This is a genomic window from Thioalkalivibrio sp. ALE14 (assembly GCF_000376845.1).
Taxonomy (GTDB): Bacteria; Pseudomonadota; Gammaproteobacteria; order Ectothiorhodospirales; family Ectothiorhodospiraceae; genus Thioalkalivibrio.
This window is the reverse complement of record NZ_AQXY01000030.1, coordinates 149,738-162,986: the sequence shown is the minus strand read 5'-3', so window position 1 is coordinate 162,986 and position 13,249 is coordinate 149,738. Positions and strand designations below refer to the sequence as shown.

The 13,249-nt window shown below is 68.0% G+C and carries 10 protein-coding genes; 5 read left to right on the top strand and 5 right to left on the bottom strand.

Annotation, left to right across the window (positions count from 1 at the left end; all coding sequences use genetic code 11):
• Positions 1 to 9: 9 nt before the first annotated feature.
• From ubiE to ubiB, 3 genes are read left to right on the top strand one after another with little or no spacing between them, the layout of a single operon-like run.
• Positions 10 to 759, top strand: coding sequence for a bifunctional demethylmenaquinone methyltransferase/2-methoxy-6-polyprenyl-1,4-benzoquinol methylase UbiE (gene ubiE, locus F572_RS0111925; RefSeq protein WP_017942983.1), 750 nt, complete (start codon positions 10 to 12; stop codon positions 757 to 759).
• A gap of 7 nt (positions 760 to 766) precedes the next feature.
• Positions 767 to 1,387: an SCP2 domain-containing protein gene (locus F572_RS0111920; RefSeq protein ID WP_017942984.1), complete on the top strand. Its 621-nt coding sequence runs from the start codon at positions 767 to 769 to the stop codon at positions 1,385 to 1,387.
• Positions 1,387 to 3,072 carry a ubiquinone biosynthesis regulatory protein kinase UbiB gene (ubiB, locus tag F572_RS0111915; RefSeq protein ID WP_017942985.1) on the top strand — a complete coding sequence of 562 codons (1,686 nt, stop codon included), beginning with the start codon at positions 1,387 to 1,389 and terminating at the stop codon, positions 3,070 to 3,072. Before F572_RS0111920 ends, ubiB begins: the two co-directional genes overlap by 1 nt.
• A gap of 148 nt (positions 3,073 to 3,220) precedes the next feature.
• On the opposite strand, the gene odhB is transcribed toward ubiB, so the two are convergent.
• Together odhB and F572_RS0111905 are read right to left on the bottom strand one after the other, a co-directional pair.
• A complete protein-coding gene (gene odhB / locus F572_RS0111910) occupies positions 3,221 to 4,570 on the bottom strand; it encodes a 2-oxoglutarate dehydrogenase complex dihydrolipoyllysine-residue succinyltransferase (protein WP_017942986.1) in 1,350 nt (449 codons plus the stop codon).
• A 35-nt stretch (positions 4,571 to 4,605) separates the two neighbouring features.
• Positions 4,606 to 7,416 carry a 2-oxoglutarate dehydrogenase E1 component gene (locus F572_RS0111905; protein ID WP_017942987.1) on the bottom strand — a complete coding sequence of 937 codons (2,811 nt, stop codon included), beginning with the start codon at positions 7,414 to 7,416 and terminating at the stop codon, positions 4,606 to 4,608.
• Positions 7,417 to 7,597: 181 nt separating this feature from the next.
• On the opposite strand from F572_RS0111905, the gene uvrD reads away from it, so the two are divergent.
• Positions 7,598 to 9,805 (top strand): DNA helicase II, encoded by a 2,208-nt coding sequence (gene uvrD, locus F572_RS0111900; protein WP_017942988.1) that lies wholly within the window; start codon positions 7,598 to 7,600, stop codon positions 9,803 to 9,805.
• A 286-nt stretch (positions 9,806 to 10,091) separates the two neighbouring features.
• Here the strand turns inward: uvrD and F572_RS0111895 are convergent, their stop codons facing one another.
• On the bottom strand, positions 10,092 to 10,622 hold the full coding sequence (locus tag F572_RS0111895; protein WP_017942989.1) for a DsrE family protein: 531 nt from the start codon (positions 10,620 to 10,622) through the stop codon (positions 10,092 to 10,094).
• Positions 10,623 to 10,781: 159 nt separating this feature from the next.
• Between F572_RS0111895 and rpsT the strand changes: the two genes are divergently transcribed.
• Positions 10,782 to 11,051 (top strand): 30S ribosomal protein S20, encoded by a 270-nt coding sequence (rpsT, locus tag F572_RS0111890; RefSeq protein ID WP_026143153.1) that lies wholly within the window; start codon positions 10,782 to 10,784, stop codon positions 11,049 to 11,051.
• 219 nt (positions 11,052 to 11,270) lie between these two features.
• Here the strand turns inward: rpsT and ggt are convergent, their stop codons facing one another.
• On the bottom strand, positions 11,271 to 12,983 hold the full coding sequence (gene ggt / locus F572_RS0111885) for a gamma-glutamyltransferase (RefSeq protein ID WP_017942991.1): 1,713 nt from the start codon (positions 12,981 to 12,983) through the stop codon (positions 11,271 to 11,273).
• Positions 12,984 to 12,992: 9 nt separating this feature from the next.
• Entirely contained in the window at positions 12,993 to 13,244 is a 252-nt protein-coding gene (locus F572_RS0111880; RefSeq protein ID WP_017942992.1) for a YfhL family 4Fe-4S dicluster ferredoxin, read from the bottom strand.
• Positions 13,245 to 13,249 lie beyond the last annotated feature (5 nt).

Below are 13,249 nucleotides of genomic sequence, written 5' to 3'. Positions count from 1 at the left end.
GGCACTTTGATGAAAGAAGAACCCGGCAAGACCCACTTCGGCTACCAGACCGTCCCCGAGTCCGAGAAGGCCTCGCGCGTGGGCGAGGTATTCCACTCGGTCGCCTCGCGCTATGACGTGATGAACGACCTGATGTCGATGGGCGTCCATCGCATCTGGAAGCGCTACACACTGGAGCGCACCGGCGTGCGACCGGGCATGAAGATCCTGGACCTGGCCGGGGGCACCGGGGACCTGGCCGGGGCCTTTGCTCCGCGGGTCGGACCGAAGGGACAGATCGTGGTCTGCGACATCAACGCCTCGATGCTGGAGGCCGGGCGCGACCGCATGCTGGACGAGGGCCACGTGGGCAACCTGGACTTCGTGCAGGCCGACGCCGAACAGCTCCCCTACCCGGACGACTATTTCGACCGCGTGACCATCGCCTTCGGCCTGCGCAACGTGACCCGCAAGGAGCGCGCGCTGGCCGAGATGCGCCGGGTGATCAAGCCGGGCGGGCGTGTGCTGGTGCTGGAGTTCTCGCAGCCGATGGCGCCGCTGCGTCCGATCTATGACATCTATTCGTTCAAGATGCTGCCGCTGATGGGCAAGCTGGTCGCGAACGACGCGGACAGCTACCGCTATCTGGCCGAGTCCATCCGCATGCACCCGGATCAGGAGACCCTGGCCGGCATGATGCGCGGCGCCGGGCTGGAACGCGTGGAGTACGACAACCTGACCGGCGGCATCGTGGCCCTGCACCGCGGCACGAAGTTGTAGCGTCTTTATGGCCGAACCCTTCGCCCTGCCCAGCCCGTTCACGGCCCTGATCGAGGCCACGCTGAACGAACACCTGGCGAGCGCCCCGGAGAAGGACCGGGCGCGGCTGGCCGGGCCTGCGATCGCGATCGTGATCGAGCCTCCGGGGATCGCGCTGTCGCTGGTCGGGGCCGCCGATCGGCTACAGGTCGTGGGCGGCATCGAAGACCCGGTGGATGTGCAGCTCTCGGGCTCCCCGCTGTCGCTGGCCGCCGCGATGGCGCGCGACGACCGCTCCGGACTCACCATCACCGGCGATGCCACCGTGCTCTCCGATCTTCAGCACGCACTGCGTGACGCCGGGATCGACTGGGAGGACCTGTTCGAGCGCTTTGCCGGCGCCGGGGCGGCCGGGCCGCTGCGCCACCTGCTGGACCAGGCACGCGACAGCCTGCGCCACCTCGGCCGGCGCTCTGCCGAGGACACGGCCGACTACCTGCGCGACGAACTCGAATGGCTGCCGGCCGGCGGCGCGTTCGAGGCCTTCGCCGAAGACGTGGCCGATCTGCGCGACGACCTCGCCCGGCTCGATGCCCGGCTGCGTCGACTGGAGGCAAAGCCCTCCGCACCTGACGACCGGCAGGCCTGATGCGCCGCGCGTTGTACCGGGGCCTGCGGCTGTGGACCATTGCGCGGGTCCTGGTGCGCTATCGCCTGGACGTCATCCTGTTCACGCTGAAGCCGCTGCGCCCGCTCAGCTTCCTGCTTCATCTCGCCCCCTGGAACTGGTTCCGCCGCACTGAAGGCACCCGCGGCGAGCGCATCCGCCGCGCGCTGGAGGATCTGGGCCCGATCTTCATCAAGTTCGGACAGATGCTCTCCACCCGGCGCGACCTGCTCCCGGACGACATCGCGATCGAGCTCGCGCGCCTGCAGGATCGGGTGCCGCCGTTCCCCAGCGATCAGGCCCGCGCGGTGATCGAATCGGAACTGGAACGCCCGATCGAGATCGCCTTTGCCGCCTTCGAGGACACGCCCATCGCCTCGGCCTCCATCGCCCAGGTGCACGCGGCCACGCTGCAGGACGGGCGCGAGGTGGTGGTCAAGGTGGTCCGCCCCGGCATCCTCAAAACCATCCGCGCCGATCTCGAGGTGATGCACCTGATCGCGGACCTGGCGGATCGCTACTGGTCGGAGGCCAAGCGTCTGCGCCCGCGCGAGGTGGTGGACGAATACGAGAAGACCGTCACCGACGAGCTGGACCTGATCCGCGAGGGCGCCAACGCCGCCGCGATCCACCGCAACTTCGAGGACAGCCACCTGCTGTACATCCCGGAGATCATTTGGGACTACACTCGCCGCAGCGTCGTCGTGATGGAACGCATCGGCGGCATCCCGGTGGCCGACATCGCCGCTCTGCGCGAACGTAACGTGGACCTGAAGCTGCTGGCCGAGCGCGGGGTGGAGATCTTCTTCACCCAGGTGTTCCAGCACAACTTCTTCCATGCCGATATGCATCCGGGCAACATCTTCGTCGATGCCACCCACCCGGATGACCCGACCTACCTGGCAGTGGATTTCGGCATCGTCGGCTCGCTGCTGGACTCGGACCAGCGCTATCTGGCGGAGAACTTCCACGCCTTCTTCAACCGCGACTATCGCCGCGTGGCCGAGTTGCATGTGGAATCCGGCTGGGTGCCGAAGGACACCCGCGTCGACGAGTTCGAGGCGGCGATCCGCACCGTCTGCGAACCGATCTTCCAGCGCCCGCTGGACGAGATCTCCTTCGGCCAGGTCCTGCTGCGCCTGTTCCAGACCGCGCGCCGCTTCAACATGGAGGTCCAGCCGCAACTGGTGCTGCTGCAGAAGACCCTGCTGAACATCGAGGGCCTGGGCCGCCAGCTCTACCCCCAGCTCGACCTGTGGACCACCGCCAAGCCGTTCATCGAGGAGTGGATGCACGAACGCATGGGCGTGCGCGCGTTCATCCGCAATGCGCAGCAGCACCTGCCGCGCCTGCTGGCGCACCTGCCGGAGCTGCCGATGCACCTGGAGAAGGCCCTGACGATCGAGGAGCAGCGTGCCGAGCGCGACGCCGCGCTACGCCAGCAAATCCGCGAGCTGGAAGAGGGCCTGCGCCGCCAGAACCGACGACGCCATGAGGCCTGGGGCGGCGCGGGACTGCTCGCCCTGGCGGGGCTCGCCACACAGCTGGAGGTCTCCACCTGGCTGGGCCTGGCCTGGCCGGTCTGGCCGCTGGGCCTGCTTGGTGCAGCGATGCTGTTGTTCAGCCTGCGCCCGGGCCCCTACCGTCGCCCCGTCGACCGCGGCTGACTACCTCCCTTTCCGCGGCAGCGGCCGCTGGGTGTGTTCTCCCAATAATGCGAAAGAGAGCAGCCTCTGGCGGACGAAGACCGGCGGGCGTCCGGTCGCCGGGGGGCTCGGCTCCTACAGGGGCCGGGGCGGCCGAGTCCGCCCGGGTTCAGACATCGAGCAGTAAGCGCGCCGGGTCCTCGATGACCTCCTTGATCGCGACCAGGAACTGCACCGCCTGGGCGCCATCGACCAGGCGGTGGTCGTAGGACAGGGCCACGTACATCATCGGCCGGACGACGACCTCGCCATCCACCGCGACGGGACGCTCCTTGATCGCGTGCATGCCGAGGATCGCGCTCTGCGGCGGGTTCAGGATCGGCGTGGAGAACAGCGAGCCGAACACGCCTCCGTTGGTAATGGTGAAGGTGCCGCCGCGCAGTTCGTCGATGTCCAGCTTGCCGTCTCGGGCACGCTCGGCGAAGTCGCGGATGCGCCGTTCGATGTCCGCAATCGAGGCGTTGCCGGTATCGCGCAGCACCGGCACCACCAGTCCGCGCGGCGACGACACCGCGATGCCGATGTCGCTGTAGTGGTGGTAGACGATCTCCTCGCCGTCGAGTGCTGCATTGATCACCGGAAAACGTTCCAGCGCGTGCGTGGCCGCGGCCACAAACAGCCCCATGAAGCCGAGCTTGGTGGAGTGGCGCTTCTCGAAGGTCTCCTTGTAGCGTCCGCGCAGGGCCATCGCCGCGGACATGTCGATCTCGTTGAAGGTGGTCAGCATCGCGGTGGACTGCTTGGCCTCCAGCAGCCGCTCGGCGATGCGCGCGCGCAGCCGCGTCATCGGGACGCGCTCGATGCGCTCGGCGCGGTCCGCCGGCTCGGCCGCGCGTGCCGCAGGGCGAACGGATGCGCCGGAATCCTTCGCCTGCGCGGCCGTACGGGTACCCACCCCCGTGGCTCGCTGGTCACGAACGCGCTCCACATCCTCGCGCTGGATACGCCCGTCTTCTCCGGTCCCGTCGACCTCCCCGGCGCTGAGTCCGGCCTCCTGCAACAAGCGCCGAACGGAGGGAGAGGGCGGAGGCGCACTGCTGGCTTCCTCCGTTGCCGCACGGGAGGCGCCGGACTCGGCGGCGGGCTGAGCGGCGGCGCGTACCTCCCTTGCCTCGGCGGCCTGGGCGGGCTCGGCAGGCCGCGCCCGATCCTCTGTCTTCGCCGCCGCCGGTGCTCCAGTGGCCTCGTCTTCCGGGTCCTCCGTCGCGGCCTCGGCCGCCCCCAGATAGCCCAGCACGGCATCGGCCTTGACCACGTCGCCCTCGCTGACGGACAGCTCGAGCAGGGTGCCCGGGCTGGGCGCCGAGACCTCGAGTACGACCTTGTCGGTCTCCAGCTCGGCGATCAGTTCGTCGCGCTTTACGGTATCGCCGGCCTTCTTGTGCAGGGCGATGACGGTCGCGTCGGCGACCGACTCGGGGAGTTCCGGGACCTGGATCGGGGTACGATCGGATGCCATTTCGCTTCCTTGTGCTGTACGTCAGTGTCGAAGGTTCAGGGAGTCGGGTGCGGGGTGTCGCGCGAGCTGATCGGCCCGAAGGCGCGTTCGAGCAGGTCCTTCAGCTGTGCCTTGTGCACCTCGGGATAGCCGACGGCGGGCGCGGCGGCCGGGGGCCGGGCGACCGCGTGCAGGGTCTGGCCACGCACCGCCAGCAACGGGTTGATGCGGGGGGCGACGAACTCCAGGTAGCCCTGGTTCTCCGGCTCGTCCTGCACCCATACGAACTCGTCGGCCTCCGGGTAGCGGCCGAGCAACTCGGTCAGGCGTTCCTCGGGGAAGGGGTAGCACTGTTCCAGCCGCAGGATCGCGGTATCGGCGTGCTCGCCCTCGGCCTGGCGCGAGGCCAGGTCGTAGAAGATCCGCCCGCTGGTCAGCAGCACCCGCCGCACCTTGCCGGGATCCTCGATGCGGGCGTCGTCGATCACCGTCTGGTACTGGCCGGTGGTCAGCGCCTCGAGATCGGAGACGGCATCCTTGTGTCGCAAAAGGCTCTTCGGCGTCATAACGATGAGCGGCTTGCGATAGGGCCGCAGCATCTGGCGGCGCAGCAGGTGGAACATCTGCGCCGGCGTGGTCGGCACGCAGACCTGCATGTTCTCCTGCGCCGCGAGCTGCAGGAAGCGTTCGGGGCGCGCCGAGGAATGCTCCGGCCCCTGCCCTTCGTAGCCGTGCGGCAGCAGCAGGGTCAGACCGGACAGGCGCCCCCACTTCTGCTCGCCGGAGGAGATGAACTGGTCGATCACCACCTGGGCGCCATTAACGAAGTCACCGAACTGCGCCTCCCAGATGACCAGGGCCTCGGGCGCGGCGGTCGCGTAACCATATTCGAAGGCCAGCACGCCCTCCTCGGATAGCAGGGAATCAATCACCAGGAAGCGCGGGTGGTCCGGATCCAGCCGCCGCAGCGGCACGATGGCCTTGCCGGTTTTCTGGTCGTGCAGCACCGCATGGCGGTGAAAGAAGGTGCCGCGGCTGGAGTCCTGCCCGGACAGGCGGATGCGGTAGCCATCCTGGATCAGCGCGCCATAGGCCAGGGTCTCGGCCGCGCCCCAGTCCAGCGGCTGCTCGCCCCGCGCCATGGCCACGCGGGCCTCCAGGATCTTTTTCACGCGGTCGTTGGGATGAAAACCCTCCGGGGGCGTGGACAGCTGCTCCAGCGTGCGCGCCAGCCGGTCCGCGGGGGCACCGGTGTCCACGTCCTGATCCCAGGTCTGGTTCAGGTAGGGGCCCCAGTTGGTGGAAGAACCGGCGTGCCCGTTGCGCTCGCGCAGCAGCGACAGAGCCACCGGCTTGCCGGCATCCAGGCGCCCGCGGTAGTCCTCCAGTGCCTGCTCCTGTGCGTCCTCGGTGGTCAGCCCCTCGCGGATCAGGTGCCGGGCGTAGCGCTCGCGGGTGGTCGGCAGCTCGCGGATCCGGTGGTACATGCGCGGCTGAGTGGCCGCCGGCTCGTCCGCCTCGTTGTGCCCCTGGCGGCGATAACAAACGAGATCGATGACCACGTCCTTGCCGAAGCGCATGCGGTAGTCGAGCGCCATCTGGGTCACGAATACCACCGCCTCGGGGTCATCACCGTTCACATGCAGGATCGGCGCGCTCACCATCTTGGCGACATCGGTTGCGTAATGCGTCGAACGCGCATCTTTCAGGGTCGACGTCGTAAACCCAATCTGGTTGTTCACCACCACGTGCACGGTGCCCTTGGTGGAGAACCCCCGGGTCTGGGACATGTTCAGGGTCTCCATCACCACGCCCTGCCCGGCAAACGCGGCATCGCCATGGATCACGATCGGCATCACGCGGTTGCCCTTGCGGTCGCCGATGCGCACCTGGCGCGCGCGCACCGAGCCCTCCACCACCGGGGTCACAATCTCCAGGTGCGAGGGGTTGAAGGCCAGGGCCAGATGCACGGCACCGCCCGGGGTTTCCAGATCCGACGAGAACCCCATGTGGTACTTCACGTCCCCGGTCCCGCGGTCATCGCGCGGGCGCCCCTCGAATTCGTTGGCCAGTTCTTCCGGGGACTTGCCGAACAGATTGACCAGCACGTTCAGACGCCCGCGATGGGCCATGCCGACCACGAGCTCCTGCAGGCCCCGCGCACCCCCTCGCTGGACCAGTGCGTTCAGAAGCGGGATCAGGCTCTCCGCCCCCTCCAGGGAAAAACGCTTCTGGCCGACATAGCGCCGGTGCAGATACCGCTCCAGCCCCTCGGCCGCGGTCAGGCGTTCGAGAATGGCCAGGCGCGTGTCGGAGTCGAAGCCGAAGCGGCCATGCGCGGATTCCAGGCGCTCCTGCAGCCAGCGCTTCTCGTCGGTGGCCATCAGGTGCATGTATTCCGCGCCGATGCTGGCGCAGTAGGTCTCCTTCAGGACCCTCTCGATCGTATCCAGGGAGACCCGGCCGTCGATGAACAGCGAACCGGGGTCAAAGGTCACATCGGGCCCGACGCGATCCAGGCCGTGGTGCTCGCGGCTCAACTCGCGTGGCGGCTCCGGCGACTCGCGCTCCAGCGGATCAAGGCGCGCGCCGAAGTGGCCGAGGTAGCGGTAGGCATTAATGAACTGCAGCACGCGGATCTGCAGCTGCTCGTGCGCCAGATCCGGACGATCGGTCGATCGCCGGCGGCGTTCAGGACGCCCCGCGCCCTCCAGCGAGCGAAAATAGTCGGCCCAGGCCGGCGGTACCGAGTCGGGGTCTTCGCGGTAGCGCTCCAGCAGCCCTTCGGCAAAGGCGAGGTTGTCCGGGTGCAGTTCCTGGCCGGAGACGGGGCTGTCCAGCCGGTGCCGGGATGGCATCTCGTTCATTCGCGGTCTTCCCATTCCTGATGCGCCTACCCTTGTGACTCCCTCGGCGCGCGAGGTTCCTTGGAGACACCGTGGCGCTTCGACGCAGGCTGGGTTCGAGAGTAGCGCGTTTGCCCGGCCGAAGGCACACGGCCCGCATGCGGAACGTGCGATTCCGGCGCGCTTTCCCTACCATTCGCGCATGGATGTCTCCCCCCTGCTCGATTCCCTGAACCCGGCCCAGCGCGAGGCCGTGGCCGCCCCGCCACAACCGCTGCTGGTCCTGGCCGGCGCCGGTTCCGGCAAGACCCGCGTGCTGGTGCACCGCATCGCCTGGCTGATCGGCGTCGAGGGCGTGGCCCCGCACAGCCTGCTGGCGGTCACCTTCACCAACAAGGCGGCGGCCGAGATGCGCGGGCGCATCGAATCGCTGCTGGGTCACCCGGCGACCGGGCTGTGGGTCGGCACCTTCCACGGACTGGCCCACCGCCTGCTGCGCCAGCACTGGCAGGAGGCGAAGCTGCCCCAGGGCTTTCAGATCCTCGACTCCGACGACCAGCTGCGCATGGTCAAGCGCGTGCTGCGCGGGCTGGAACTGGACGAGTCGCGCTGGCCGCCGAAGCAGGCGCAGTGGTACATCAATGCGCGCAAGGACGAGGGCTCGCGCCCGGAACACCTGCCGGACACCGGCGACCCGGTCGCGCGCCAGTGGGTACGCGTCTACACCACCTACCAGCAGGCCTGCGAACGCGCCGGCGTGGTGGACTTCGCCGAGCTGATGCTGCGCTCGCTGGAGCTGCTGCGCGACAACAAGGCCCTGCTGGAGCACTACCGCACGCGCTTTCGCCACGTGCTGGTGGACGAGTTCCAGGACACCAACGACATCCAGTACGCCTGGCTGCGCCTGCTGGCCGGTGACAGCCCGGTGTTCGCGGTCGGCGACGACGACCAGTCGATCTACGGCTGGCGCGGCGCCAGGATCGAGAACATCCAGCACTTCCAGAAGGATTACCCCGGCACCCAGGTGGTCCGCCTGGAACAGAACTACCGTTCCAGCGCCAACATCCTGAATGCGGCCAACGCCCTGATTCGGCACAACTCCGGACGCCTCGGCAAGGAACTGTGGACCGAGGACACCGAAGGCGCGCCGGTACGCCTGTACACCGCGCTGAACGAGCAGGAAGAGGCGCGCTTCATCGCCGAGACCATCGCCCGCCACGTGGACGAGGGCGGGCTGTACCGCGAGTGCGCGGTGCTCTACCGCTCCAACGCCCAGTCGCGCGTACTGGAAGAGACCTTCATCGGCCGGCGCATGCCCTACCGCGTCTACGGCGGCCTGCGCTTCTTCGAGCGCCAGGAGATCCGTGACGCCCTGGCCTATCTGCGCCTGGCGGGCAATGGCGATGACGACGCCGCCTTCATGCGCGTGGTCAACCAGCCCCCGCGCGGGATCGGCGAAAAGACCCTGGAAGGCCTGCGCCAGGCCGCCCAGGCGGCGGATACCAGCCTGTTGCAGGCGGCCACCCAAGCAGTGGATTCCGACGCCCTCCCCGGGCGCGCGCGCAACGCGGTCGCCGGCTTCGTGCAGCTCGTTCGCACCCTGCAACAGGAGCTGCCGCGCCAGCCGCTGGCGGACCAGGTGGAACAGGCGATCGAGCGCGCACAGCTGCGCGAGCACTACAAGAAGGAAAAGGGCGAACGCGGCGAGGCACGGCTGGAGAACCTGGACGAGCTGGTAGGGGCCGCGCGCGCCTTCGACATGGAGTCCACCGCCGAGAGCGAGGAAGGCGAGGGCAATCGCCTGACGGAATTCCTCGCTCACGCGGCGCTGGAGGCCGGCGAAGGTGCGGCCGATCCGCACGAGGACGCGGTGCAGATGATGACCCTGCACTCGGCCAAGGGCCTGGAGTTCCCGCTGGTCTTCCTGACCGGCATGGAGGAGGGCCTGTTCCCCAACGCCCGCTCGCTGGAGGAACCGGGCCGACTGGAGGAGGAACGCCGCCTGGCCTACGTCGGCATGACCCGCGCCGAGAAGGAGCTGTACCTGATCCACGCCGAGACCCGGCGGCTGTACGGGCGCGAGTCCTACAACGTCGCCTCGCGTTTCATCAACGAGATCCCGGAAGACGCGCTGGAGGTGCTGCGCCCGCAGGCCTCGCCGTATGGCGCCGGACGCTTCGCCGCGGCCCGACAGAAGACCGCGGGCTTCGGGTCCATGGATGCCCAGGCCGCCTCGGCCTCCGCGGCGGGCCTGGCCATCGGCGCGCGCGTGCATCACGCGAAATTCGGCGAGGGCCTGATCACCCAGTTCGAGGGTTCCGGCAACTCGGCCCGGGTGCAGGTGAACTTCGCCCACGCCGGCTCCAAGTGGCTGGTCCTCAGCTTCGCCAAACTGGAGGTCCTGGGTTAGGCTTTTTTCACCACAGAGAACACAGAGGGCACGGAGAAGGGCCAGGGCGATTTACAGGAAGGTGGGGAGACAGGAAAAGAAGGACTGGATTAATGGGGCTGGCATGGTGAGCGAGTAGGATGCGATTCGCAGCGCTCATCACATCCTACTTTTTACCGTTTTCTCCGTGTCCTCTGTGCCCTCTGTGGTGCAAACGCCCTTGACCCCCTTCGTGTCTTCGTGCGCTTCGTGGTGCAACAAAAAGCCCCGCTTCGGCGGGGCTTGTGATCATGAGCACGCGTAACGATCACTCGATCTTGATGTAGGCGAAGCCTTCCTCATTCTGCAGCTCGGCCACGCGCACCACACCCGAGGGCACGAAGTTCACGTGGTCGTAGACCAGGTCCTCGTCCAGACCGATCTGCGAACGGGTGATCTCGCACAGCTCCAGCTTCACGCCGTGGGTGGTCGCGAGGCTCATCAGGCGGCCGCGCAGCGTGTCACGCTCTTCCTTCAGCTCCTCGTCGGCCTCGAACGGGGTATCCGCCAGGTCGTCATCGGTCAGGAAGCGGATGCCGTGGGCGACGAACACGATGCGCACGTCGGCGTCGATGAACTGGTTCTGGTAGTGGGTCATCATGTTGTTGATGCTGGTCAGCATCGCGGAGAAGCGACGCGGATCGGCAAAGTCGGCGTGATAGACGACCTTCGCCTCCGGCTCGAAGGCCTTGGCCTGCGGCATGAAGGCCAGGCTGGCGACCAGCAAGGCCGCCAACAGGAAGACCATGCCCGGGACAGCCGCTGGCGCGGCCCGAAGGGTCTGTTCGAAACGGTTCATCGTAGGCTCCTTTGGATGGTTGTCTTCTCTCTAGAGTAGACGCGCCGAAAGCCTGCTGTCATTCCCGTCACGCCCCGTCTCCAGTTGACGCGCGACCCGGCCGGCGGTATGCTCTGCCGCCTTTTCCAGAACCTAGCGATTCAACGCGAGGGAAGTACTTTGGCGAATATTGCTTCTGCCCGTAAGCGGGCCCGTCAGGCGGTCAAGAACCGCGCTCACAACATGGCACTGCGCTCCCGTTTCCGTACGGCCATGAAGGCCGTTCTGAAGCCGCTGCACAAGGGCGACGCCCAGGCAGCCGCCGAGGCCTACAAGTCGGCCGTGACGGTGATCGACAAGACCGTGAGCAAGGGCCTGATTCACAAGAACAAGGCGGCGCGTCACAAGAGCCGCCTGAACGCCCGCATCCGCGACCTGGCCCAGGGCTAAGCCCCGGGATCCGGCCGGCCTCGCGCCGGCCGCGGAAAGGTGAATCGCGAAGCCGCGCCCCGCATACGGGCGCGGCTTTTTGCGTGGGCGGCATTGCGTCAGCCCGCGCCTCGAACGTGCGGATACCCGGACCCGAGACCCCGTCATCGCCAGTCGCACAGCGACGTGGCGATCTCTCGGGATACCCCGTGACCGTCACGCACCTTCCACAATGATGGTTTACCGGGGCGGGAAGACGCGCGCCTCGCCCTCGCCACGCGGATCGGAGGCGGCCTCCAGACGGCCGTCCCCAAGCTCCCACAGGATGGCGTGCATGTCGCCGAACGGGCGTACCTGCGGGACCAGCTGGTGGCCGCGCGCGACCAGCTGACCACGGAGCTCGGCATCAAAAGCACCGGTCTCGTGTTCTACGCGATCCGGCAGGTACTGGTGGTGGTAGCGCGGCGCGGCGACCACGTCGTCGATGGTCCGCCCCTCGAGCACCCCGAAGATGCCGTGCAACACCATGGTGATGATGCGGCTGCCGCCCGGGGTGCCCAGGATGGCCACCCGCTCGTCGGTCTCGACAAAGGTCGGGCTCATGCTCGACAGCGGCCGGCGCTGCGGGGCGATGGCATTGGCCTCGAAACCCACCAGCCCGTAGGCGTTCGGCTCGCCCGGCTTGGCCGAGAAGTCGTCCATCTCGTTGTTCAGCAGGACGCCCGTGCCGGGCACCACGTAGCCCGAGCCGAACGGATAGTTGAGCGTCAGGGTGGCCGCGACGCGATTGCCCTCGGCGTCGATCACGGAGAAGTGGGTGGTCTCCCGGCTCTCGGGCGCGGGTTGCGGCGGGCGTTCGGCCTGCGGCTCCACCGACAGGGGCAGGTAGCGGCTGGGAGTGGCCGTATCCGGATGGATCGTGGCGCGCAGGCCGGCCGCATAGTCGCGAGACAGGAGCCGCTCCAGAGGCATCTCGACGTGATCCGGGTCGCCCAGGTATTCGGCGCGGTCGCGGTAGGCGCGACGCATGGCCTCGATGGTCAGGTGGACGCGCATGTCCGGCGCCAGCTGCTCGAGGTCGTAAAAGGACAGGATGTTCAGGATCTGGCCGAGGGCGACGCCCCCGGACGACGGCGGCGATGCCGTCGTGATCTCGGCCCCGAGATAGTCCAGGCGGACGGGGTCACGCTCGACCACCTCGTACCCGGCCAGGTCCTCCAGCGTCCAGATACCCCCAGCCTCGCGAACGCCCTCGACCAGCTGTCCGGCCAGCTCGCCGGTGTAGAAGCCGTCGTGACCGGCGTCCGCCAGCCGCCGCAGGGTCGCGGCAAGGTCGGGCTGGCGCAGGATCGCGCCCGCGTCCGGCAGGTGGCCGTCGTCCAGGTAGATGTCACGGGCACCGGCCCCGTCGCGCAGGGCCTGATGACGAAAGCCCGCCATCTGCAGATAGCGGCCGCTGACCGGCACGCCGTCTTCGGCCAGGCGGATCGCCGGGGCCAGGCTGTCGGCGAGGGACAGCCGCCCGTAGGTACGCGCAATGTGGTCCATGCCTGCAGGCATGCCGGGGATCCCGGCTGCGAGCACGCCATCCAGGGACAGCCCGTCGATCACCTCGCCGTCGGCATCCAGGTACATGTCGCGGTCGGCCGCGGCGGGGGCGGTCTCGCGGGCATCCACCATCACACTGCGACCGGTCCCGGCCTCGTGCAGCAGGAAGAACCCACCACCCCCGAGACCGGAACCGTAGGGCTCGGCCACCCCCAGCGCGGCGGTGATGGCGACGGCGGCATCGAAGGCATTGCCGCCGTCGCGCAACACGGCCTCGCCCGCCTCGCTGGCAGCCGGATGGGCGGTGGCCACCGCGTGCTGCCCGGGCCCGGCGAAGGCCAGCGGGGCCGCCAGCGTCAGGGTGACGAGGACCGCGCCGTACAGGAGGGGGCGATGCCAGCCCATGGGGGTCGCCTACTTCGCGGCCATCAGGGCTTCATATTTAGCCTGCAACTGCTCGCGGGTCTCCTTGTGATCGGGGTCCAGCGGAATGCAGTCCACCGGGCAGACATCCTGACATTGCGGCTCGTCAAAATGCCCGACACATTCGGTGCACAGATTGGGGTCGATCTCGTAGATCTCGTCGCCCGGATAGATGGCCTCGTTCGGGCACTCGGGTTCGCAGACATCACAATTGATGCATTCATCGGTGATCATCAGGGCCATGGGCC